The organism is Mesorhizobium sp. M9A.F.Ca.ET.002.03.1.2, from assembly GCF_003952365.1.
In the GTDB taxonomy this organism is placed as follows: Bacteria; Pseudomonadota; Alphaproteobacteria; order Rhizobiales; family Rhizobiaceae; genus Mesorhizobium.
This window is the reverse complement of the sequence record NZ_CP034443.1, coordinates 1890462-1912832: the sequence shown is the minus strand read 5'-3', so window position 1 is coordinate 1912832 and position 22371 is coordinate 1890462. Positions and strand designations below refer to the sequence as shown.

The window sequence follows — 22371 nt, the reverse complement described above, 5'->3', positions numbered from 1 at the left end:
TTGGCCCGGTACAGTCGAACATGTTTGACGAATTGTGCGCCAATTAAAGGCGATGCATAAGTCCCGGTCGAGCGAAGTGCTGCAAAAACACTTTCAAAAATTTTCGGGGGAATGCGCAAGCGATCCTTTCGACTATCCTGATCACACCATCCGGCAGGAGCGACAATGCGTTACGAACGAAACATGCGCGGCTACGGCGCCAATCCGCCGGATCCGAAATGGCCCGGCGGCGCGCATGTCGCGGTGCAGTTCGTCGTCAATTACGAGGAAGGCGGCGAGAACTGCGTGCTGCACGGCGACAAGGCTTCGGAAGCCTTCCTGTCCGAAATCGTCGGCGCGGCACCCTGGGCCGGCCAGCGCCACTGGAACATGGAATCGATCTACGAGTATGGCGCCCGCGCCGGCTTCTGGCGGTTGCTGCGCCTGTTCACCGAGGCTGAGGTGCCGGTCACCTGCTACGGCGTCGCCACAGCGCTGGCGCGTTCGCCTGACCAGGTTGCAGCGATGCAGGAGGCCGGCTGGGAAATTGCCTCGCACGGGCTTAAATGGATCGACTACCGCGACCATGCGCCGGAGGACGAGCGCCGCGACATGGATGAGGCTGTTAGCCTACACTACGAGGTGACTGGGGCACGGCCGACCGGCTGGTACACCGGCCGCACGTCGATCAACACTGTGCGGCTGGCGGCGGAAGAAGGCGGCTTCGACTATATATCGGACACCTATGACGACGAATTGCCCTACTGGCTCGAGCATGACGGGCCAGACGGATCGGCGAAGCCGCAGCTCATCATCCCCTATACGCTCGACGTCAACGACATGCGTTTCGCCACGCCGCAAGGCTTCAATTCGGGCGACCAGTTCTTCGCCTATCTCAGGGACAGTTTCGATACGCTCTACGCCGAAGGCAAGGCGGGACGGCCGCGCATGATGAATATCGGCCTGCACTGCCGCCTCGTCGGACGGCCGGGCCGGGTCGCGGCGCTGAAGCGTTTCGTCGACTATGTCAAATCGCACGACAAGGTCTGGCTGGCGCGGCGCATCGACATCGCAAGACACTGGCAAGAGGCCCATCCGTTCCGGCTGCCCTCGCTGCGTCCGTCAAAAATGGAATTCGAGGCCTTCGTCCAGGCTTTCGGCGGCGTGTTCGAGCATTCACCGTGGATCGCCGAGCGCGCCTACGAACTGGAACTCGGCCCGGCGCATGACAGCGCCGGCGGCCTGCACAACGCGCTGTGCCGCGCCTTTCGTGCCGCCAGCGAGGCCGAGCGGCTCTCGGTGCTCAACGCCCATCCCGACCTTGCCGGAAAACTGGCGCAGGCCAAGCGGCTGACCGCGGAATCGACCAGGGAACAGGCTTCGGTCGGGCTCGACGCGCTGACCGATAAGGAGCGCGAGTTGTTCTCCAAGCTCAATGCCGCCTACGTCACCAGTTTCGGCTTCCCCTTCATCATCGCGGTGAAAGGCAAGACCAAGGCGGAGATCCTGGCTGAATTCGAGGCGCGTATCGGCAACAGCCGCAACGTCGAATTCGAAACCGCCTGCAAACAGGTCGAGCGCATCGCGCTGCTCCGCCTCAAGGACATGCTCCCGCAATAGGTTTGAACCATGGACACGATCAAGATGCCTGACCGAACCTACTACGCGCCGCATGGCGGCCATCCCGGCCAGAGCGAGCTGCTGACCGGCCGCGCCGTCTTCACCGAGGCCTATGCCGTCATTCCAAGGGGCGTGATGCAGGACATCGTCACCAGCGCCTTGCCGTTCTGGGACAAGACTCGTGTCTGGGTGCTGTCGCGCCCGCTGTCCGGCTTCTCCGAGACGTTCTCGCAATATATCGTCGAGGTCGCGCCCGGCGGCGGCAGCGACCGGCCGGAACCGGATGCCGGTGCCGAAGGCGCCCTGTTCGTGGTCGAGGGCGAGCTGACCGTCTTGGTTGCCGGCGAGACGCATATGTTGCTTCCAGGCGGTTTTGCTTTCCTGCCACCGGCCAGCGGATGGACCGTTCGCAATGAGAGCGGTGCTGCGGTCCGCTTCCACTGGATCCGCAAGGCTTACGACGCCGTCGAAGGTATCGATGTTCCGCAAGCCTTTTTCACCAACGAACAGGACGTCGCGCCAAGCCCGATGCCCGGCACTGAAGGCCGTTGGGCGACGACGCGCTTCGTCGATCCGGCCGACATGCGCCACGACATGCATGTCACCGTCGTGACGCTCGAGCCGGGCGCGGTCATTCCCTTCGCCGAAACCCACGTCATGGAGCACGGCCTCTATGTGCTGGAAGGCAAGGCGGTCTACCGCCTCAACCAGGACTGGGTCGAGGTCGAGGCCGGCGACTATATGTGGCTGCGCGCCTTCTGCCCGCAGGCCTGCTATGCCGGCGGCCCGGGACAGTTCCGCTACCTGCTCTACAAGGACGTCAACCGGCATGCCAAGCTCGGCGGCGCCGGCGTCGCGAGGGTCGCGCCATGACCCGCATCGTCGCGCGGCCGCTGAGCCGCGAAAGCTTCGCCGAATTCGGCGACGTCATCGATATGGATGGGGACAATCACTATCCGATCAATGGCGGCAAGGCCGAGCGCTACCACGACCTCGCCACCGCGCAAGCGCAGGGGCCGAATGCACGCGTGCTGATCTCCATGGTGCGCGGCACGCCCTACGATTTTCCGCTGAAGCTCACCATGGTCGAGCGCCATCCCTTCGGCAGCCAGGCCTTCATCCCGCTGTCGCCGCGGCCGTTCCTGATCGTCGTCTGCCATGACGGCGACGACGGTCCGGGCGAGCCGCACGCTTTCATCACCGCGCCCGGGCAAGGCGTCAACTATCCGCGCAATCGGTGGCACGGCGTGCTGACGCCGATCGGCGCCGCCCAGGATTTCCTGGTCGTCGATCGTGGCGGCGACGGCTCCAATCTTGAGGAGTGCCATTTCTCGCACGCTTACGAGATCGATCTCCCCGATGGAACCGCATGATGGCCGACGTCTCGCTGATCGACCGCCTGCTCGACGTGATCGAGCACGACATTATGCCGAAGACGGCGGAAGGCGTCGCCCACGGCAACAAGCTGTTCGGCGCGGCGATCCTGAGAAAGGACGACCGCTCGCTGGTACTGGCCGAAACCAACAACGAGACGGAAAACCCGCTCTGGCATGGCGAGGTGCACTGCCTGAAGCGCTTTTACGAAATGCCGAAGGCCGAGCGCGTCGACACCAAGGACGCCATTTTCCTGGCCACGCACGAGCCTTGCTCGCTCTGCCTGTCGGCGATCACCTGGACCGGCTTCGACAATTTCTATTACCTCTTCAGCCACGAGGATTCGCGTGACAGCTTCGCCATCCCGCACGACCTGAAAATCCTGAAAGAGGTCTTCACCCTCGATCCCGGCGGCTACAATGCCGAGAACGCCTACTGGCAGAGTTTTTCGATCCGCAGACTGGTACGGTCGCTGCCCGAGGCCGAGCGCCGGCGGCTGGAAGCGCGCATCGGCACGATCTCGGCCCGCTACGATGAACTTTCCTACGCCTATCAGGCGAGCAAGGCCGAGAACGACATCCCGCTTAATTGAACCTTGCGGAGCTCGATTGACTTGAACTGCCACCTTTATGGTGGCATATTGCGCTATGGAGAAACGCAGGCCTACTTACGATCTTGATGCGATCAAGGCGGAGTTTGGCTCTGTAGATATGCTGGCGATCACAACGTCCGCGCTGCGGGATGCAATCGGCCTCGGTTTCGATCGCGCTGGTATAGTCGAGGTAATCGGCAGCATCACGCGGAAAATGTTTGTAAAGTCAATGACGACATTCGCGGATCATCGTGTCTGGCAAGATGTCTATCACGTGCCGGCGCGCGACTTGATCCTCTATGTGAAATTTCAGGCGGATGTCGTGACCGAATTCACGGTCATGTCGTTCAAGGAAAAATGACTATGGCGACAAGGGAAAGCAATGAAACGAGCACCATGATCTCCCCTGAAACAGGCGAAACGCTGACGCGCGGGGTGCGTCCGTTCACCGTGAGCTATAAGGGCGAGAGCATGATCGTCGACCTGCCGGGTTACTATCCGCCGTCAGGGGGCGAAGGCGTGCATGTCGGAGACGACATGATTGCTGTCGATGCGGCTCTTCGCATTCTCAAGGAGAAGATAGACGGCATACCAGCCCCGGCTACCATCCGGCGTGTGCGCACCAAGCTCAAGCTGTCGCAGCGCGAGGCGGGATCCCTGTTCAAGGTCGGCGAGAATGCCTTCGACAAATACGAACGAGGGTTGATCGAGCCGAGCGGCCCGACCATTCAATTGATGACGCTTCTGGAAAAACATCCCGAATTGCTGGACGAATTGCGATAACAGCACGTCATTCCGGACAAGTCGCTCTTGTCTGGATCAGGTCGCATATTTCGCTGCTCCAGTCGCGAATAGCGATTGAAAGTCATGTCGCTGCGAGGCGTTATGCCCGGCATGAAAACCGTCACCGAGTTTCCCCGCAAGGTCGTCGAATTCCCCGACATGGCAATCGTCATGCCGGACGGGTGCCGGCTGTCGGCGCGGGTGTGGATGCCGGCCGATGCCGGCGACGATCCGGTGCCGGCGATCCTCGAGCACCTACCCTACCGCAAGCGCGACGGCACGATCTTTCGCGATCAGCTGACGCATCCGTATTTCGCCGGCCACGGCTACGCCTCGATCCGCGTCGACATGCGCGGCAATGGCGATTCCGAAGGGTTGATGGACGACGAATATTCCGAGCAGGAATTGCAGGACGCCCGCGACGTCATCGCCTGGGCGGCGGCCCAGCCCTGGTGCAACGGCAATGTCGGCATGATGGGCATTTCCTGGGGCGGCTTCAACTGCCTGCAGGTGGCGGCAAGGCAACCGCCGGCGCTGAAGGCGGTGATCAGCCTGTGCTCGACCGTCGACCGCTATGCCGACGACATCCACTATAAGGGCGGCTGCCTGCTGATCGAGAATTTCGGCTGGGCCTCGACCATGCTGTCCTATTCGTCGCGGCCGCCTGACCCGCTGCTGGCCGGCGATAACCGCTGGCGCGACCTGTGGCTGACCCGGTTGGAGAACCAGCCCTTCCTGGCGCCGCTCTGGCTGAAGCACCAGCACCGCGACGCTTACTGGAAGCGCGGTTCGATCTGCGAGGACTATTCCGCCATCCAGGCGGCGGTCCTGTCGATCGGCGGCTGGCATGACGGCTATCGCAACACCATTTCCCATCTCGCCGCCAACATCGAGGCGCCGGTCAAGGGCATCGTCGGGCCCTGGATCCACAAATATCCGCATTATGCCGCGCCCGAACCGCGCATCGGTTTCCTGCAGGAGGCCTTGCGCTGGTGGGACCGCTGGCTGAAAGGCATCGACACCGGCGTCGAGGCTGACCCCGCCTACCGCGCCTATGTGATGGACAGCGTCCGTCCCGCGCGCTGGCATCCGGAGCGGCCGGGCCGCTGGGTCGCGGAGCAGAAATGGCCGTCGCCTGATATCAAGACGCAGGAAGTCGAGATGATCCCGGAAGGCAGCAAGCCCGCCATCGTGGCCTCGCCGCAAAGCTGCGGCCTTGCCGGCGGCGAATATTTTCCCTTCACCTTCGGCCCGGAACTGCCCGGCGATCAGCGCCCCGACGATGCGCTGTCGGTGTGCTTCGACCAGCCGGCACTTACCGAAGCGATCGACATTGTCGGCGCACCTGAGGTTCGGGTCCGGGTCTCGTCGGACCGGCGCCAGGCGAACATCGCGGTGCGGCTCTGCGACGTGCATCCCGACGGCGCGTCGGAATTGATCTCCTATGGCGTGCTCAACCTGACGCACCGTAGCTCGCACGAATTCCCGCAAGCGCTTGTGCCGGGCGAAACCGTCACCGCCCGGGTCGTGCTCGACCAATGCGCCTATCGCGTGCCGGCCGGCCACCGCCTGCGTATTGCCGTTTCCAATGCCTACTGGCCGATGATCTGGCCATCGCCGGAACCGGTTCGGCTCGACCTGTCGGCAGCGACGCTGAAGCTGCCGCTGCGCCCGCCGGCTCAAGGCGACGAAGTCACGTTCCCCACGCCCGAGGCAGCCGCGCCCTGGGCGACCGAAACGATTCGCGCCGCCAATTCCGAACGCCACGTCGATCACGACGAAAAGACCGGGACTATCACGCTTTCCATCGTCGACGATTTTGGCGAGGTGCGCGATCTGGAGCATGGCCTCGCCAATGGCAGCATTGCCCGTGAGACATGGGCGATCCATCCTGACAATCCGCTGTCAGCGTCGAGCAAGACGCACTGGACGCAAACGCTGTCGCGAAATGGATGGTCGGTGCGCACCGAAACGTCAGCCGAAATGCGGTCCGACGCGGAAAACTTCATGGTTAGTGCCAGAATCGAAGCCTATGAGGGCGAAAAACTGATTTTCGAGCGCAATTTCGAAGAGAGAATCCCGCGCGCTCTGCTTTGAGCGCTTATGAGAATTGGTCCAATTGCGACGTACGATTTACGCCACGGCATGTCGCATTCGGTCTTGCTTACGCCTTTCCCTTGCGGTCATTATTCACCTCACAAGAAACGAGAAGAACGGCCACAAGGTCGAACCAACAGAGTGAGGAACTCAACATGTCAAACGAACTGGAATTTCTCGGCCGGCGCGTTGCGTCCGGCAAGCTCAGCCGTCGTGATTTTCTCGGCCGGGCGGCAGCGCTCGGTGTCACCGCAACCTTCGCCAACTCGCTGCTTTCAAGTGCAGCGCGCGCCGCGGGTCCGGTCAAGGGCGGCACGCTGAAGGCCGGCCTGGTCGGCGGCGAGTCCACCAACAGCCTTGATCCGGCCCTGTTCATGACCCAGGTGCCGTTCGCCTTCGGCAAGATGTGGGGTGAACTGATCGTCGAACTTTCCCCGGAAGGCAGTCTCGAGAACCGCATCGCCGAGGAGATCGGCTCGTCCGACGACGCCAAGGTGTGGACGCTGAAGATCCGCGACGGCGTCGAATTCCATAACGGCAAGACGGTGACCGCCGAGGACGTGGCCGCCACGCTCGAACGCCATTCGGACGAGAAGTCGAAGTCCGGCGCGCTCGGCTACATGAAGGGCATAGAGAGCATCAAGGCCAGCGGCAAGGAAGTGGTGCTGACGCTGAAGGAACCCAATGCCGACCTGCCCTATCTGCTCAGCGACTACCATTTGATCGTCCAGCCCAATGGCGGCAAGGATGGAGCCGATGCCGGCATCTCGGCCGGACCCTACAAGATCACCACCAACGAGCCCGGCGTGCGTCACGGCGGCGAGCGTTTCGCCAATTACTGGCAGGCCGACAAGATGGGCCATGCCGACCAGATCGAGATCATCGTCATCAACGACGCCACGGCGCGCACGTCGGCCCTGCAGGGCGGCCAGGTCAACATGATCAACCGCGTTGAGCCGAAGATCGTCGATCTGATCAAGCGCCTGCCGGGCGTCACCATCCGCAACCACTCCGGCCCCGGCCACTACGTCTTCATCATGCATTGCAATACGGCGCCGTTCGACAACAACGATCTGCGCACGGCGCTGAAGCTGGCGATCAACCGCGAGGAGATGCTCGACAAGATCCTCAGAGGCTACGGCTCGCTCGGCAACGACTTCCCGATCAACTCGGCCTATCCGCTGTTTTCCGATGACATCGAGCAGCGCACATACGATCCCGACAAGGCCAAGTTCCACTACAAGAAGTCCGGCCATGACGGCGCCATCCTGCTCAGGACATCGGACGTCGCCTTCCCCGGCGCCGTCGATGCCGCACAGCTTTTCCAGCAGAGCGCTGCCAAGGCCGGCATCACGCTGGAGGTCAAGCGCGAACCGGGCGACGGCTACTGGTCGGAAGTCTGGAACAAGCAGCCCTTCTCCGCATCCTACTGGGGCGGCCGCTCGACGCAGGACCAGATGTACTCGACCGCCTATCTGTCGACGGCGGACTGGAACGACACGCGTTTCCTGCGTCCGGATTTCGACAAGATGGTGCTGGCGGCGCGCGCCGAGCTCGACAACGACAAGCGCAAGGCGATGTATCGCGACATGGCGATGCTCGTCCGCGACGAGGGCGGCCTGATCCTGCCGATGTTCAACCAGTTCATCGACGCGACGGGTGCCAAGGTCGCCGGCTGGGTCGACGATCCGCATCAGGAGCTGATGAACGGATACGCTCTGGCAAAGTGCTGGCTCGAAGCCTGAGCCCGGCCTTGCGGATATGTCCTCACCCATCGTGAAACTGGTGACCCAGCGCATCGCGCTGGGCATCCTCCTGCTGTTGGCCGTATCGGTCCTGATCTTCGCCGGCACACAGATCCTGCCCGGCGACGTCGCGCAAGCCATCCTCGGACAGTCGGCGACACCGGAGTCGCTCGCCAATCTGCGCGAGCAGCTCGGCCTCAACGACCCGGCCTTTATCCGCTATTTCCGCTGGCTCGGCGGCGTCGTGACCGGCGATCTGGGCACCGCGATGTCGAGCGGGCAGGATATTGCGACATCGATCAAGGGGCGGCTGTGGAACACGCTGTTCCTCGCCTTCTGGGCGGCGGTCGTGGCCGTGCCGCTGGCGATCATCCTCGGACTGATTGCCGTGCGCTACCGCAATGGCTGGGTCGATAAACTGATCTCCGGACTGGCGCTCGCCTCGACATCCTTTCCCGAGTTCTTCGTCGGCTACGTACTCGTCTATTTCTTTGCCGTGAAGTACCAGATCTTCCCCGGCATCTCGACGGTCTATGACGGAATGCCTTTCGGCGAGCGCATGCAGGCGATCATGCTGCCGGCGGCGGCGCTGACGCTGGTGGTGCTAGCCCACATGATGCGCATGACGCGCGCCGCGATTCTCAACGTGATGCAGTCGGCTTATGTGGAAACCGCCGAGCTCAAGGGGCTTTCGGCATTCGCCGTCATCCGCAGGCATGCCTTTCCCAATGCGATTGCGCCGATCATCAACGTCGTCATGCTCAACCTCGCCTACCTGATCGTCGGCGTCGTCGTGGTCGAAGTGATCTTCGTCTACCCAGGCATGGGCCAATATCTCGTCGACCACGTCACCAAGCGCGACGTGCCGGTGGTGCAGGCGGTCGGCCTGATCTTCGCCGCTGTCTATATCAGCCTGAACATCATTGCGGACATAGCGGCGATCGTCGCCAATCCGCGCCTCAGACATCCGAAGTAAGGGGGCGGGCATGCTCGACATAAAACGCATCCCCGTCCCCGCGCTGATCGGCCTGGTGCTGACGGCGCTGTTCGTGCTGGCGGCGATCTTCGCCCCCTGGATCGCGCCGTACGGCAATGGCGAGATCGTCGGCGACGTCTGGGGGCCGATGTCGTCGGCACATTGGCTGGGCACCGACAATCTCGGACGCGACCTTCTTTCACGCATGATCTACGGTGCCCGCATCACGCTGTTCATCGCGGTGCTGGCCACCGCGCTATCCTTCTCGCTTGGCGCCATCCTCGGTTTCTCGGCGGCGGTTTTCGGCGGCTGGTTCGACACGCTTATGTCGCGTCTAGTCGATCTCCTGATGTCGATCCCGACGCTGATCATGGGCCTCGTCGTGCTGTCCGTCCTGCCATCCAACCTGGTGACGCTGATCCTGGTCATGGGCATCCTCGACTCGACCCGTGTCTATCGCCTGTCGCGCGCGGTCGCCGTCGACATCAACGTCATGGACTTCGTCGAGGCGGCCAAGCTGCGCGGCGAGGGCGAGCTCTGGATCATCTTCCGCGAGATCCTGCCCAATGCGTTGTCGCCGCTGGTTTCGGAACTCGGCCTGCGCTTCATCTATGCGGTGCTCTTCCTGTCGACGCTCTCCTTCCTCGGCCTCGGCGTGCAGCCGCCTAGCGCCGACTGGGGCGGCATGGTCAAGGAAAACAAGGACGGCATCGTGTTTGGCATCGCGGCAGCACTCATCCCTGCGGCGGCTATCGCGATGCTGGCGATTTCCGTCAACCTGGTCGCCGACTGGGTGCTCAACCGCACGACAAGCCTCAAGGGAGGGCGCGGGTAATGGCTGACCAGCGACCAAAGTCCGTGCTGCTCGATATCCGCAATCTGCGCATCGAGGCCACGGTGTTCCCGCCGGGTGAGGCGCCCAAAAACATCGTGCTGGTCCATGACGTTTCGCTGACGCTCGAGAAGGGCAAGGTACTCGGCCTGATCGGCGAGTCCGGCGCCGGCAAGTCGACCATCGGCCTGTCGGCGATGGGCTATGGCCGCGGCGGCGTACGCATCACCGGCGGCGAGGTCATCCTCAATGGCCGCGACATCCTCAAGGGCGGCAAGGAGGGTTTTCGCAAATTGCGCGGCCGCGAGGTCTGCTATGTCGCGCAATCGGCGGCGGCGGCTTTCAACCCGGCGCACAGACTGATGGACCAGGTGGTCGAGGCGACGCTGCTGCACGGCAGGGCGACGCGGGCCGCGGCCGAAAAACGCGCCGTCGCGCTGTTCAAGAAGCTCAGCTTGCCGAATCCGGAAAGCATCGGCGAACGCTTTCCCCACCAGGTGTCGGGCGGTCAGCTGCAGCGCGTGATGACGGCGATGGCACTGTGTTCCGAACCCGACCTGATCGTCTTCGACGAGCCGACCACGGCGCTCGACGTGACGACGCAGATCGACGTGCTGGCGGCGATCAAGGACGCCATCCGCGACACCCATGTCGCGGCGCTCTACATCACCCATGACCTGGCCGTCGTCGCCCAGGTCTCGGACGAGATCATGGTGCTGCGCCATGGCCGGCTGGTCGAATGGGGCGGCACCCGCCAGATCATCAAGGAACCGCGCCAGGAATACACCAATGCGCTGGTGTCGGTGCATGAGATCGAGCACCAGGAGCAGAAGCCCGGCACGACGCCGTTCCTGTCGGTCAAGAACATCACCGCCGCCTACGGCCGCAGCCATATCAAGGTGCTGAAGAACGTCTCGGTCGATATCTATCCTGGCCAGACGCTGGCCGTCGTCGGCGAGTCCGGTTCGGGCAAGTCGACGCTGGCGCGCGCCATCACCGGCCTCTTGCCGCCCGAAGAGGGCACCGTCACCTTCGATGGACGCCCGCTCGCCAACCGGCTCGCCGACCGGCCAAAGGAGGATCTGCGCCAGCTGCAGATGATCTACCAGATGGCCGACGTGGCGATGAATCCGCGCCAGACCGTCGGCACCATCATCGGCCGGCCGCTCGAATTCTATTTCGGTCTGCGTGGAAGGCAACGCGACGCCCGCGTCGCCGAGCTGCTCGACAAGATCGAGATGGGCAAGGGTTTCATCGACCGCTATCCGGCCGAGCTTTCCGGCGGCCAGAAGCAGCGCGTCTGCATCGCCCGCTCGCTCGCCGCCAAGCCGAAGCTGATCATCTGCGATGAGGTGACCTCGGCGCTTGACCCGCTAGTGGCCCACGGCATCCTGGAGTTGCTGCTCGAGCTGCAGAAAGAGGAAAACGTCGCCTATCTGTTCATCACCCACGATCTCGCGACGGTGAAGTCGATCGCCGATTCGATCGCGGTGATGTATCGCGGCGAGGTGGTGCGCTACGGCGCGAAGAGCCAGGTGCTGACGCCGCCCTTCGACGCCTACACCGATCTCCTCTTGTCCTCGGTCCCCGAAATGGAGATCGGCTGGCTGGAAAAGGCGATCAAGGGACGGCGCATGGCCAGCGCGGGGAATTAGACAGCTCGCGATATTGCGGCCTGGAAAGCGCAACAAACGCTGCTTCCGTCATCCAGATGAAATGCGAGGCGAAGAGGATCAACGCGAACGAGCACCGCTCGTGCAAAGCTGTTCTTCGTGAAAGGGGACTTGGACAATGACGACTGAACTCGACCATCTCGCGGACCTTGCCGGCAGGGGCCGGATATCACGCCGCGACTTCCTCGGCCGCGCCGCGGCCCTTGGCGTATCGGTAGCGCTGGCGTCGACGCTGGCCGGCAAAGCCTTCGCCCGGACGCCAGTGAAAGGCGGCACGATCAAGGCCGGCCTGCAAGGCGGCGAATCAACCAACAGTCTCGATCCGGCGCTGAACCTCAGCCAGGTCACGTTCAGCTTCTGCAAGCAATGGGGCGAGTTCCTTGTCCGCCTGAAGCCCGACGGTGGCGTGGAAAACCTCATCGCCGAGGAGATCGGCGCGTCCTCGGACGCCAAGACCTGGACGATCAAGGTGCGCGACGGCATCGAGTTCCACAATGGCAAGACCGTCACCGCTGAGGATATCGCGGCCACCCTCGAACGCCACGCCGACGAGAAATCGAAGTCGGGCGCGCTCGGCATCCTGAAGAACATCAAGGCGGTCAAGGCAAGCGGCAAGGAGGTTGTCGTCACGCTCGGCGATGCCGACGCCGATTTTCCTTATCTGATGGCGGACTACCATCTCGTCATCCAGCCGAACGGCGGCAAGGACGATCCCAACGCCGGCATCAGCGCCGGCCCTTACAAGGTCACCGTCAATCAGCCCGGCGTCCGCCATGGCGGCGAGCGTTTCGCCAACTACTGGCGGGGCGACAAGGCCGGCCATGCCGATCAAATCGAGATCATCGTCATCAACGACGCAACGGCGCGGCTGGCAGCCCTGCAGGGCGGCCAGGTCCACATGATCAACCGCGTCGAGCCGAAGGTGGTGGACCTGGTCAAGCGCATCGCCGGCGTCACCATCGAGAACGTCGCTGGCAGAGGGTATTACCCGTTCAACATGTTCTGCGACACCGCGCCCTTCGACAACAACGATCTGAGGATGGCGCTGAAGCTCGCCATGGATCGCGACGAACTGCTGGAAAAAATCCTGCGCGGCTACGGCTCGGCCGGCAACGACTTTCCAATCAACGAGGCCTATCCGCTGTTTTCGACCGACATCGAGCAGCGCAAGTTCGATCCGGAAAAGGCGGCGGCGCTCTACAAGAAATCTGGGCACAGCGGCTCGATCCTGTTACGCACCTCCGACGTCGCCTTCCCGGGCGCCGTCGATGCTGCCCAGCTTTACCAGCAGTCCTGCGCCAAGGCCGGCATCAAGATCGAGATCAAGCGCGAACCCGGTGACGGCTACTGGTCGGAGGTCTGGAACAAGCAGCCCTTCTCGCTGTCCTACTGGGGCGGGCGGGCCACGCAGGACCAGATGTACTCCACCGGCTACGTCTCGACAGCCGACTGGAACGACACGCGCTTCAAGCGGCCGGAGTTCGACAAGATGCTGTTTACCGCGCGTGCCGAGCTCGACCAGGCCAAGCGCAAGGCGATCTATCACGACATGGCGATGCTGATGCGCGACGAGGGCGGATTGATCGTGCCCTTCTTCAACCAATTCATCGATGCCGCCGCCAGCAACAAGATCAGCGGCTATGTCAAGAACCCGAACGGTGAGATGATGGATGGCTATGCGCTGAACGAGTGCTGGCTCAATGCTTAGCATCCGATCCGTCTGATACGACTTCTAAGGCGCCGTGGGTCCAGGCGACACACGGCGCTTTAACCTCAACGGCCCAAATCGCATGGAGCGGCCCGTGGCGCTCGATACAAAACTTTTGCTCATCATCCTCGACGGCGTGCCTTATCGCAACTGGCGCCGGCTGATGGGCAATCTCGAAGGCTGGGTGCAATCGGGCGAGGCGCGTGTCTGGAAGATGCGCTCCGTGCTGCCGTCGACCTCGGCCAGCTGCTATGCCTCGATCCACACCGGCGTGGCACCGCAGGTGCACGGCATATTGTCCAACGAAAACCGGTTCCGCGTCGAGCAACCGGACATCTTCTCCGAGGTCAGCAAGGCCGGCGGCAAGACCGGCGCGGTCACCCATTCCTACTGGTCCGAATTCTTCCGCGCCTATCCGTTCGATCTGGTCGAGGACATGGAGTTCGACGAGCTGGGCGGGCCGATCACGCATGGCCGTTTCCACACCATGACCGGCTACAATGCCAGGAACCAAATGACGCCGAGCGACGTCGACCTGTTCGCGACGCTGACCATGCTGACCAGGCGGCATGGCATCGACTACGGCATCCTGCACACCTGCACGCTGGACTCGATGGGCCACCGCTTCGGCCATGACTGCCATGAGATGGACCATGCCGTCTATGCGATGGACGGCATGCTCGCCGCCTTCCTGCCGCGCTGGCGCCAAGCCGGCTACGAGGTGATCGTCACCGCTGATCACGGCCAGACCGATCGCGGCCATCATGGCGGCCATGACGACGAGATGCAGGATTTTGCGCTTTATTATTTCGGGCCAGGCAACGGCCCGGAAGCAGAGACGCTGCTCGACCAGTTGCAGCTGGCGCCGACAGTGCTGAAACGCCTCGGCGTGCCGGTGCCGGCGACGATGAAAGCGAAGCCTTTTCTGGGCTGAAGCGCCCTTTCCTTCTCCCCTTGTGGGCCTGTTGCGTAATTCACTGGTTGTGATTCTCTGAGGCGAAAGCCGAGGAGAATCGCGATGGCGGTGAAGCGGACGGGTCAGTTGAGCCTTGCGGAGGCATTTCTGGGGGACAAGCGGGCGGGCGGGTCTTCGCCGCTCGACCGGTTGGTTGACTTGGTGAAGTGGTACCGCTTCGAGAAGCTGCTGACCCCGCTGCGTGATGGTGGGCCGGGACGCGCGGCCTGGCCGCCGCTGCTGCTGTTCAAGGCGCTGTTGCTGCAGTCGCTCTATGGGCTGTCGGATCGCGAGCTGGAGGAAGCGCTGGGTGACCGGCTGTCGTTCCGGCGCTTCGTTGGGCTTGGCCTGGAGGAGAGCATTCCCGATCACACGGTGCTGTCGCGCTTTCGCAATCTGCTTGTTGGCGAAGGTCTCTTGGAGAAGCTGTTTGGCGAACTGGACCGGCAATTGGAGAAGGCCGGTGTGATCCTGAAGCGCGGCACGATGCTGGATGCGACGCTGATCGATGCGGTCTCAGCACCGCCGACAAGCGAGCGGCCGTCGAAGGATGCCGAGGCACGTGGCGTAAGACAGGGCAAGAAGGGCTTCACCTTCGGCTACAAGGCCCATGTCGGCGTGGACGAGGGTTCCGGCCTGATCCGCACGCTGCTCACGACGCCAGCCAACGTCAACGACACGGTGGTGGCCGATGGTTTGATCCGCGGCGACGAGAGGACGGTGTGGGCGGACGCCGCCTATGACACCCATGCCCGCCGCGCGCGGCTCAAGGCCGAAGGCAAGAAGCCGCGCATTGCGCGCCGCCCCAACAAACACCATCCGCTGCCGTCGCGGCTCAAGCACTACAATCGCCTGATCGCCAGACGGCGGGCGACGGTGGAGACCACCTTCGCCACGCTCAAGAACCGCATGAAGCTGACCACGATCCGTTACGTTGGGCTAGCCAAGGCAGCTGCCCAGGTGACGATGGCGGCGATCGCCTTCAACATGCGCCGATGGGCCGCCATCACGGGATAGGTGCGCCGGTGACCGGCCAAACGCCGCACCAATACCCCTCAAACTCCAAACCAGACGCCAAATCACCCAAGCAAAGCGGAATGCTAACGGTGAAACCGTTCCGCAGCCTGTCCTCGCTAACTGCGCAACAGGCCCCTTGTGGGAGAAGGTTGCCGAGCGAAGCTCGGTCGGATGAGGGGTGCTCCAGCTTGGCAACGCCGCACTCCGTCCAGCACCCCTCAACCGTCTTGGCGCTGCGCGCCAATCCACCTTTTCCCACAAGGGGAGGCAAGAACCCCCTCTGGCAACGTTGCCGCTCTTCGGCTAGCTTTCAGAAAAATCCGGGCGGAAAGCGGTGAACCTTTTTGGGCCGATCAGCGACAGAGCAGACAGGAGCCAGGCGGCTCGACCGGCCATGACGGCAGCGACGGAGACCGATCGCGCGCTTGTCGGCCGGGTCGCGAAGGGCGACCGAGCCGCCGTGCGGCTCCTGTTCATGCGCCATCACGCGCGGATCTACCGCTTCGTGGCGCGCCAGACGGGATCGGAAATGATGGCCGACGATATCGCGAACGAGGTGTTTCTCGAACTCTGGCGCCAGGCGCCCGGTTTCGAGGGGCGCTCGGAAGTCTCGACATGGCTGCTCGGCATCGCCCGCTTCAAGGCGCTGTCGTTGCTGCGCAAGAAAAAGGAAGACTGGATCGACGACGACGACGCGGCGCAGGTCCCGGACAGCGCCGACACGCCGGAAGTCGCCACCATGAAGGAAGACAAGGGCGCCGCCTTGCGGCGCTTCGTCGATGCTTTGCCGGAAGAACACCGGACGGTGATCGACCTTGCCTATTACCACGGACAGTCGGTGACCGAGATCGGCGAGGTGCTCGGCATTCCGGTCGCCACGGTCAAGACCAGGATGTTCTACGCCCGCAAGAAACTCGGCGAGGCCCTCAAGGCCGCCGGTTACGACAGGGGGTGGCCATGAGCGCCGCTGAAAAGATGTCGCGCCGCGACGAAATGGAGACGCTGCTGCCGTTCTATCTGAACGGCTCGCTGGAAGGTGCGGAACTCGAAGCCATCGAGGAATGGCTGGCGAACGACCCGGCAGCGCTTGCCGCCCTCGGCGAGGCCGAGGCCGAGTTCTCCGGCACCGCTGCCGCCAATGAGGCGATCCGCCCGCCGGCCGATGCGCTCGGCCGCTTCGCCCGGGCGCTCGACGCCGAGGCCGGTCCTGCGCGCGCGCCGGCGGCATCGTCCTTAATGGCGCAGGTGTGGGGCCGCTTCTTGGCGGTACCCGCCGGCGTCGCCTGGGCCGCAGCCGCCGCTCTGCTGGCGCTTGTCGTGGTGCAGTCGTTTGAGCAGCCCGGCGGCATGGGCGGCGATTTCGAGGTTGCCGGCCAGCAAGGCGATCTGGCGAAAATGCCGTTCGTGCTGGTGAAGTTCAAGCCGGATGCGAAGATGGCCGACATTGCCGTCTTTCTCGGCGAAAACCAGATAAAGATCGCCGGCGGGCCGACCGCCGACGGCGTCTTCCGCCTTGGCATCCCGGCCACGACCGCGGCCGATTATGAAAAAGTGCTCGGCCTCATTGCCGCCCAGCCATTCGCGGAAGCTGTGGTCGAGGGGAGGAAACCGGGCGATGGCGGCTAGAGCATTTTGCAGCCAAAAATCTTCGTTTGGCGCTCGACAAAATGCGTTAAAACAAAGACCTGGAGCGCGGTTTTGGTTCCACCAAAACGCAAAGCGTTCTAAGGTGGTCATTCGATTTGCGGCGCTCCTTGTGGCGACGATGACAATCGCCGCTGCGCCTGCCTTGGCGCAGACCGATGATCCGAAACGAACCCAGGCGGAAATCGACTGCCTCAACCGGACGACGGCGGCCGACTGCGTCGAGTACGATACGAAGGATGACAGCGGCGAGACGCCCGGCGCAGGTTCCGCCGCGACAGGCGCGGTCTTTCTTCCCGCGCTGATCGTCGACCTGTTCCCCAATCCGGTTGACTACGGCCAGACTCCGCTGCCGACGCCCAATCCACGCCGCGATCCGGCCAGCGGCGCGCTACCGCCGCCGGTCCCGCCCGCCGATGCGGCAGCGATACAGGCCACAGCCCCAGGCGGTCCGATCGTTTCGCCCTCCGATCTCGTCGCGGCCGCGCCGCCGCGCGCGATCGTCGGCGATTTCGTGCCCGACGAGGTGCTGGTGACGGTGGACGGCGACGCCGTCCAGCAGATCGCCGCCTCCTTCGGCCTCGAGGTGCGCTCGCAGCGCCAGTCTCAGCTGCTCGGCACCACGCTGGTGCGCTTCGGCATTCCCGATGGCCGCCCGGTCGGCGTCGTGCTGGCTCAGCTTGCCGCCGACGGCCGCACCACGCGGCGCGAGCCCAACCATATCTACTCGCTGCAGCAAGCGGCCGGCATCGTCAACTATGCCTTCGAGCGTATCGCGCTCGATGCGAGAGAGGCCAGCGGCGAGAATGTACGCATCGCTGTCGTCGACACCGCCATCGACGACAGCAATCCGGCGCTCTCCGGCGTTATCGCCAATCAGTTCGACGCCATGCCCGATGTGCCGATCGAGGCGCGCGATCACGGCACCTCGATCGACGGCCTGATCGCCGGCGTCGGCGCGCTCAAAGGCATGGCGCCGGGCGCCAGGATCTATCATGCCCGCGCCTTCGAGGGCGGCAAGTCGAGCATGGACGTCATCCTTGCGGCGCTCGACTGGGCGGCAAGCCAAGATGTCCGCATCATCAATATGAGCTTCGTCGGCCCGAAAAACGACCTGCTCGGCGTCGCCTGCCGCAATGCACGCGTCTTGGGCATCGTGCTGGTCGCCGCCGCCGGTAACAACGGGCCGAAGGCGCCCTACGGCTACCCGGCCGCCTTCGACGGCGTCATCGCGGTGACCGCAACCGATGCGAAGGACGGGCTGATGCAGCAGGCCAATCGCGGCGCCTACGTCTTCCTCTCCGCCCCCGGCGTCGAGATGGTGGCGCCGAGCGGGGCCGGCTCCGACGTGGTCACCGGCACCTCGTTCGCCGCGGCGATCGTGACCGGCGCCATCGCCAATCTGTTGCATGCCGCGCCCGACCGCTCCGCCGACTGGGTCGAGAAGGCGCTGGCCGCCACGGCCAGGGATCTCGGCCCCGAGGGGCGGGACAATGATTTCGGCTATGGGCTGCTGGATACGAAGGCGGCCGAGGCGGCGAAAGAATAGGGTCTGACGCTTAAACGCTTCTGATTTTACCCATGCTCGAACTCAATCAGTTGGTTGCCGCCAATGGCCGCAACGGGTGGAAAGCGGACGAAGGTGCTCGTTCCGCATCTAGCATATCCAGATTGCATTAGACTAACAAAATAGGCACTCACTGCGAGGGAAGCGTTCGAGGTGGCCATGGAAGAAAAAACTGAATCGAAGAAATCGGTCCGCAAGCGTGCCGATGAAATTAAGCCGTTTCGCTGCAAACATCTGATTGCCGTCTTGGAGAATCCGACTGATGTGAAGAATATTGGAACGGTAATCCGAAACGTGAATGCCTTGGGTGTCGAGAAGGTCTATGTGGTCGACCCTCGCCGATCCCTGCCTGACGATTGGCAGGATTTGCGCGATCGGAAATCGGTTTCAAAGACCTCTGTCTCCGCAGTGAAATGGACGTTCATAAAGCGATTCGACAGCACCAGTGAGTGCTTCGACCATCTCGAAAGAAAAGGATTCAAGTCGATCGTTACGTCGCCGCATGTGAAAGGCAAGGCCAGCATTTTTCTTCATGAAGGCGACTATACGGCTCACGCCAAACTTGCGGTGTGGTTCGGCAGTGAAGCGATTGGCATCAGCGATCTGGCTATCGAAAGAAGCGAGATGTGCGTCTGCATTCCGATGTTTGGTATGATCGAAAGCCTTAACCTCGGAACAAGTTCAGGGATCGTTTTGTATGAAGTCACAAAACAGAGGCGCGAATATCAGAGCAAGTACAGGCGGCGCGACCGAAAGGGGGAGCGCTCCACCCCGTTACCAACCGTTCTCCCCCAAAGGCCGAGTTTAGAGTCGAACTCGCTTGCTCAGCCTGATTGAGTTTTGACCCCATATGTCGGCGCGCCGGCGACCGATCCCCTGACCACCAGGTCGACCGGCCAGACCTCGCCGCGGGCGCCCGCCTCCAATCCGGAAATCCGCGCCGCCAGCCGTTCGGCGACGCGCGCGCCGGCCGAACGGATCGACGAACGCGTCGTCGACAACGGCACGGAGAAATTCTCCGGCTTCAGCCAGGGGAAGACGTCGTCATGGGCGATCAGCGACAGGTCGCCGGGAATGGTCAGGCCGAGATCGCGCACCGCGCGCACGACGCCGAGCGCCATGATCAGGCTAGAGCAGGCGATCGCGGTCGGCGCATCGCTGCGCTCGAGCAACCGTCTGGCGGCGCGGTAGCCGTTCTCCTCGGTCATGGCGAGGGAACAGACATGGTCTTGGCCAAGCACCAGACCGCTCGCCGCCAGCGCCCGGCGCACGCCACGCTCGCGGTGAATGGCGAAGGTCTCGCGGTTGTCGCCGTTGATCAGCGCCAGCCGCCGGTGACCTAGCTGGATGAGCAGCCGTGCCGCCTCATGGAAGGCGCCCTCATTGTCGATGTCGGTGAAGGGGTAATCGAAATCGAGGCCTTCGCTGCGGCCGTGGACGATGAACGGGATGCCGAGCGTGTTGACCAGCGCCACCCGCCGGTCGGCGGGCCTTGGCGAGGAGATGTAGACAGCGTCGACCTGCCGGTTGGCGACGATACGCCGGTAGGTCGTCTCCTGGTCGTCGGCATCGGCCGGCGACAGCACCAGGTCGAGTTCGTGCGAACGGGCGTAGTCGCCGAGACCGGACAGGAATTCGACGAAATGCGGATCGATGTCGACGGCCGTCCCGGTCGGCAGGACATAGCCGATCATCCCGGTCTTTCCGGTCGCCAGCCGACGCGCGCTCGGGTTGGGGCGGTAGCCGTGGCGCTTGGCGGCGTCGATCACCCGCCGGCGCGTTTCCTCGTTGACTTCGGGGTAGCCGTTCAGCGCGCGGCTTACCGTTGTCTGCGAAAGCGCCAGCATGTGGGAGAGCTGTTTGAGGTTCACAGGAGGCCTCCAAGCCTCAAAGCGCTTTTAACCATGGACCGCCCAGCCGCTGCGGGCAGCGCTGCCGAATGCAAGGACCATAAGCACCGTTTCTGACCAGTTTGAAGTAAAATTTGCTGCTGCACCGCCAAAAAAGCATGTTGCAGTGCACTTTATTTGCTTCCATATCGCAAAAATTAAATCGATTAGCGCGCAGCCCCCTTGACTCCTGATCGATTCAATGGCGAGATCAGGAAAGCCAAAGCGCTTTGGAAGACTCTTCGAAAGGTTGCGGTTCCTTTCCGACTGAGTCACAGTCCTGCAGCGTCGGCGGACGGAATGGAGGTTTCGTCCGGGTGTTTGTGACCACTGGGAGGAATACCGATGAAGAAAATGCTTTTGCTGGGCGCCGCGTTTGTCACGCTCGCCCTGGGCGCGCCGGCGCAAGCCGAACTGAAGTTCAAGCCGGGTGAGGACCCCCGCTTCAACTGGGCGAACTACGAAGAGCTCAAGAAGGTCGACCTCAAGGGCGAGACGCTGTCGATCTTCGGGCCATGGCGCGGCGAGGACGAGGGCCTCATCCGCACCGTTCTCGACTATTTCTCGGAGGCCACCGGCGCCCAGATCAAATACTCCTCGTCGGAAAATTACGAACAGCAGATCGTCATCGACACGCAGGCCGGCAGCCCGCCCAACATCGCCGTGCTGCCGCAGCCGGGCCTGATCCAGGACCTGGCGTCCAAGGGCCTGCTGACGCCGCTCGGCGACGATACCGCCAACTGGATCAAGGACAATTACGGCGCCGGCCAGTCATGGGTCGATCTCGGCACCTTCAACGACAAGGACGGCAAGCCGGGCTTCTTCGCCTTCCCCTACAAGGCCGACGTGAAATCGCTGGTCTGGTACTCGCCCGACAATTTCGAGGAAGCCGACTACGAGGTGCCGAAGACGCAGGAAGAGCTCGCCGAGCTCGAAAAGAAGATCATCGCCGACGGCGGCACGCCATGGTGCATCGGGCTCGGTTCGGGCGGCGCCACCGGCTGGCCGGCGACCGACTGGGTCGAGGACATCATGCTGCGCACCCAAACGCCCGAAACCTACGACAAGTGGGTGAAGGACGAGATTCCGTTCAACGATCCCGCGGTGGTCAACGCCATCGACATTTTCGGCAAGATCGCGACCGATGACAAGATGGTCGAGGGCGGCGCCAAGGCGGTTGCGGCGACCGACTTCCGCGATAGCCCGAAAGGCCTCTTCTCGGTGCCGCCGAAATGCTATCTGCATCATCAGGCGTCGTTCATCCCGACCTTCTTCCCGGAAGGCACCGAGGTCGGCCAGGACGTCGACTTCTTCTATTACCCGCCCTACGCCTCCAAGGCCGACCTCGGCACCCCGGTGCTCGGCGCCGGCACGCTTGCCATGATCACCAAGGACTCCAAGGCCGCGCGCGCGTTCATCGAGTTCCTGAAGATGCCGCTCGCCCATGAGATCTGGATGGCCCAGGGCGGGTTCGTGACGCCGCTGAAGTCGGTCAACAACGACGCTTATGCCAGCGAGGCGCTGAAGAAGCAGGGCGCAATCCTCGCCGAGGCCTCGACCTTCCGCTTCGACGGGTCCGACCTGATGCCGGGCAAGATCGGCGCCGGCGCCTTCTGGACCGGCATGATCGATCTCGTCGGCGGCAAGTCCGCCCAGGACGTCGCCACCGACATCCAGAAGAGCTGGGACGCGATCAAGTAGGCGGCCCCGGCTGAATATTCGGATTACCGATCCCAAATGGATCCGGGCCTCAATGGCCCGGATCCGACCGGCGGCCCGCGCCGCAGCGATTTTTATGAGCACATTCCGGCATGACGCGCGACCAGCAAGAGTGGAGCCCTGCCTTGCATCCGGTCGCGCTCCAAACAACTGAATCGGCACATGATCCCGTCGCCAAAGCCATTCTCGACTGGCGGATCA

Annotated in this window: 20 protein-coding genes; 19 read left to right on the top strand and 1 reads right to left on the bottom strand. The window is 63.1% G+C overall.

What is annotated here, in order from left to right; genetic code table 11:
* Positions 1 to 165: 165 nt before the first annotated feature.
* The 18 genes from puuE to EJ066_RS09515 all read left to right on the top strand — a co-directional run bounded on the left by puuE (position 166) and on the right by EJ066_RS09515 (position 19399).
* Positions 166 to 1599 carry an allantoinase PuuE gene (gene puuE, locus EJ066_RS09600; protein WP_126037093.1) on the top strand — a complete coding sequence of 478 codons (1434 nt, stop codon included), beginning with the start codon at positions 166 to 168 and terminating at the stop codon, positions 1597 to 1599.
* Between the two features lie 9 nt (positions 1600 to 1608).
* Entirely contained in the window at positions 1609 to 2472 is an 864-nt protein-coding gene (locus EJ066_RS09595) for a bifunctional allantoicase/(S)-ureidoglycine aminohydrolase (protein WP_126037091.1), read from the top strand.
* Positions 2469 to 2972, top strand: a complete 504-nt coding sequence (locus EJ066_RS09590) for an ureidoglycolate lyase (RefSeq protein WP_126037089.1) — start codon at positions 2469 to 2471, stop codon at positions 2970 to 2972. The genes EJ066_RS09595 and EJ066_RS09590 overlap by 4 nt, the downstream gene beginning before the upstream one ends.
* Positions 2972 to 3565, top strand: a complete 594-nt coding sequence (locus tag EJ066_RS09585) for a nucleoside deaminase (protein ID WP_126043803.1) — start codon at positions 2972 to 2974, stop codon at positions 3563 to 3565. Before EJ066_RS09590 ends, EJ066_RS09585 begins: the two co-directional genes overlap by 1 nt.
* 55 nt (positions 3566 to 3620) lie before the next feature.
* Positions 3621 to 3926, top strand: coding sequence for a type II toxin-antitoxin system MqsR family toxin (locus EJ066_RS09580; protein ID WP_126037087.1), 306 nt, complete (start codon positions 3621 to 3623; stop codon positions 3924 to 3926).
* A 2-nt stretch (positions 3927 to 3928) separates the two neighbouring features.
* On the top strand, positions 3929 to 4348 hold the full coding sequence (locus EJ066_RS09575; RefSeq protein ID WP_126037085.1) for a type II toxin-antitoxin system MqsA family antitoxin: 420 nt from the start codon (positions 3929 to 3931) through the stop codon (positions 4346 to 4348).
* Positions 4349 to 4459: 111 nt separating this feature from the next.
* The gene (locus EJ066_RS09570; protein ID WP_126037083.1) at positions 4460 to 6445 is read left to right on the top strand and encodes a CocE/NonD family hydrolase; all 1986 of its coding nucleotides are present in this window, start codon (positions 4460 to 4462) and stop codon (positions 6443 to 6445) included.
* A 155-nt stretch (positions 6446 to 6600) separates the two neighbouring features.
* A complete protein-coding gene (locus EJ066_RS09565; RefSeq protein ID WP_126037080.1) occupies positions 6601 to 8190 on the top strand; it encodes an ABC transporter substrate-binding protein in 1590 nt (529 codons plus the stop codon).
* Between the two features lie 16 nt (positions 8191 to 8206).
* Positions 8207 to 9166, top strand: coding sequence for an ABC transporter permease (locus EJ066_RS09560; RefSeq protein ID WP_126037078.1), 960 nt, complete (start codon positions 8207 to 8209; stop codon positions 9164 to 9166).
* 10 nt (positions 9167 to 9176) lie between these two features.
* Positions 9177 to 10001: an ABC transporter permease gene (locus EJ066_RS09555; protein WP_126037076.1), complete on the top strand. Its 825-nt coding sequence runs from the start codon at positions 9177 to 9179 to the stop codon at positions 9999 to 10001.
* Positions 10001 to 11653 carry an ABC transporter ATP-binding protein gene (locus tag EJ066_RS09550; protein WP_126037074.1) on the top strand — a complete coding sequence of 551 codons (1653 nt, stop codon included), beginning with the start codon at positions 10001 to 10003 and terminating at the stop codon, positions 11651 to 11653. The genes EJ066_RS09555 and EJ066_RS09550 overlap by 1 nt, the downstream gene beginning before the upstream one ends.
* A 136-nt stretch (positions 11654 to 11789) precedes the next feature.
* Positions 11790 to 13379 carry an ABC transporter substrate-binding protein gene (locus EJ066_RS09545; protein WP_126037072.1) on the top strand — a complete coding sequence of 530 codons (1590 nt, stop codon included), beginning with the start codon at positions 11790 to 11792 and terminating at the stop codon, positions 13377 to 13379.
* Between the two features lie 94 nt (positions 13380 to 13473).
* Entirely contained in the window at positions 13474 to 14313 is an 840-nt protein-coding gene (locus EJ066_RS09540; RefSeq protein WP_126037070.1) for an alkaline phosphatase family protein, read from the top strand.
* Between the two features lie 84 nt (positions 14314 to 14397).
* Entirely contained in the window at positions 14398 to 15351 is a 954-nt protein-coding gene (locus EJ066_RS09535; RefSeq protein WP_126037068.1) for an IS5 family transposase, read from the top strand.
* A gap of 394 nt (positions 15352 to 15745) precedes the next feature.
* On the top strand, positions 15746 to 16312 hold the full coding sequence (locus EJ066_RS09530) for a sigma-70 family RNA polymerase sigma factor (RefSeq protein WP_126037066.1): 567 nt from the start codon (positions 15746 to 15748) through the stop codon (positions 16310 to 16312).
* Complete coding sequence (locus EJ066_RS09525; RefSeq protein WP_126037064.1) at positions 16309 to 16977, top strand: anti-sigma factor; 669 nt, start codon at positions 16309 to 16311, stop codon at positions 16975 to 16977. Before EJ066_RS09530 ends, EJ066_RS09525 begins: the two co-directional genes overlap by 4 nt.
* 139 nt (positions 16978 to 17116) lie before the next feature.
* Positions 17117 to 18544, top strand: coding sequence for a S8 family serine peptidase (locus EJ066_RS09520; RefSeq protein ID WP_126043802.1), 1428 nt, complete (start codon positions 17117 to 17119; stop codon positions 18542 to 18544).
* A 177-nt stretch (positions 18545 to 18721) separates the two neighbouring features.
* Positions 18722 to 19399, top strand: a complete 678-nt coding sequence (locus EJ066_RS09515) for an RNA methyltransferase (protein ID WP_126037062.1) — start codon at positions 18722 to 18724, stop codon at positions 19397 to 19399.
* On the opposite strand, the gene EJ066_RS09510 is transcribed toward EJ066_RS09515, so the two are convergent.
* Positions 19387 to 20433, bottom strand: coding sequence for a substrate-binding domain-containing protein (locus EJ066_RS09510; protein WP_126037060.1), 1047 nt, complete (start codon positions 20431 to 20433; stop codon positions 19387 to 19389). The two genes, EJ066_RS09515 and EJ066_RS09510, sit on opposite strands and share 13 nt — an antisense overlap.
* 363 nt (positions 20434 to 20796) lie before the next feature.
* Between EJ066_RS09510 and EJ066_RS09505 the strand changes: the two genes are divergently transcribed.
* A complete protein-coding gene (locus tag EJ066_RS09505) occupies positions 20797 to 22152 on the top strand; it encodes an ABC transporter substrate-binding protein (protein ID WP_126037058.1) in 1356 nt (451 codons plus the stop codon).
* The last annotated feature ends 219 nt before the right edge of the window (positions 22153 to 22371 follow it).

Bases quoted from the DNA above. Each gene is read 5' to 3' on its own strand.
- EJ066_RS09560 (WP_126037078.1), top strand. From the start codon at position 8,207: ATGTCCTCACCCATCGTGAAACTGGTGACCCAGCGCATCGCGCTGGGC.
- EJ066_RS09515 (WP_126037062.1), top strand. From the start codon at position 18,722: ATGGAAGAAAAAACTGAATCGAAGAAATCGGTCCGCAAGCGTGCCGAT.
- EJ066_RS09520 (WP_126043802.1), top strand. From the start codon at position 17,117: ATGACAATCGCCGCTGCGCCTGCCTTGGCGCAGACCGATGATCCGAAA.
- EJ066_RS09525 (WP_126037064.1), top strand. From the start codon at position 16,309: ATGAGCGCCGCTGAAAAGATGTCGCGCCGCGACGAAATGGAGACGCTG.
- EJ066_RS09575 (WP_126037085.1), top strand. From the start codon at position 3,929: ATGGCGACAAGGGAAAGCAATGAAACGAGCACCATGATCTCCCCTGAA.
- EJ066_RS09565 (WP_126037080.1), top strand. From the start codon at position 6,601: ATGTCAAACGAACTGGAATTTCTCGGCCGGCGCGTTGCGTCCGGCAAG.
- EJ066_RS09545 (WP_126037072.1), top strand. From the start codon at position 11,790: ATGACGACTGAACTCGACCATCTCGCGGACCTTGCCGGCAGGGGCCGG.
- EJ066_RS09590 (WP_126037089.1), top strand. From the start codon at position 2,469: ATGACCCGCATCGTCGCGCGGCCGCTGAGCCGCGAAAGCTTCGCCGAA.
- puuE (WP_126037093.1), top strand. From the start codon at position 166: ATGCGTTACGAACGAAACATGCGCGGCTACGGCGCCAATCCGCCGGAT.
- EJ066_RS09505 (WP_126037058.1), top strand. From the start codon at position 20,797: ATGAAGAAAATGCTTTTGCTGGGCGCCGCGTTTGTCACGCTCGCCCTG.
- EJ066_RS09550 (WP_126037074.1), top strand. From the start codon at position 10,001: ATGGCTGACCAGCGACCAAAGTCCGTGCTGCTCGATATCCGCAATCTG.
- EJ066_RS09595 (WP_126037091.1), top strand. From the start codon at position 1,609: ATGGACACGATCAAGATGCCTGACCGAACCTACTACGCGCCGCATGGC.
- EJ066_RS09555 (WP_126037076.1), top strand. From the start codon at position 9,177: ATGCTCGACATAAAACGCATCCCCGTCCCCGCGCTGATCGGCCTGGTG.
- EJ066_RS09580 (WP_126037087.1), top strand. From the start codon at position 3,621: ATGGAGAAACGCAGGCCTACTTACGATCTTGATGCGATCAAGGCGGAG.
- EJ066_RS09570 (WP_126037083.1), top strand. From the start codon at position 4,460: ATGAAAACCGTCACCGAGTTTCCCCGCAAGGTCGTCGAATTCCCCGAC.
- EJ066_RS09585 (WP_126043803.1), top strand. From the start codon at position 2,972: ATGGCCGACGTCTCGCTGATCGACCGCCTGCTCGACGTGATCGAGCAC.
- EJ066_RS09530 (WP_126037066.1), top strand. From the start codon at position 15,746: ATGACGGCAGCGACGGAGACCGATCGCGCGCTTGTCGGCCGGGTCGCG.
- EJ066_RS09535 (WP_126037068.1), top strand. From the start codon at position 14,398: ATGGCGGTGAAGCGGACGGGTCAGTTGAGCCTTGCGGAGGCATTTCTG.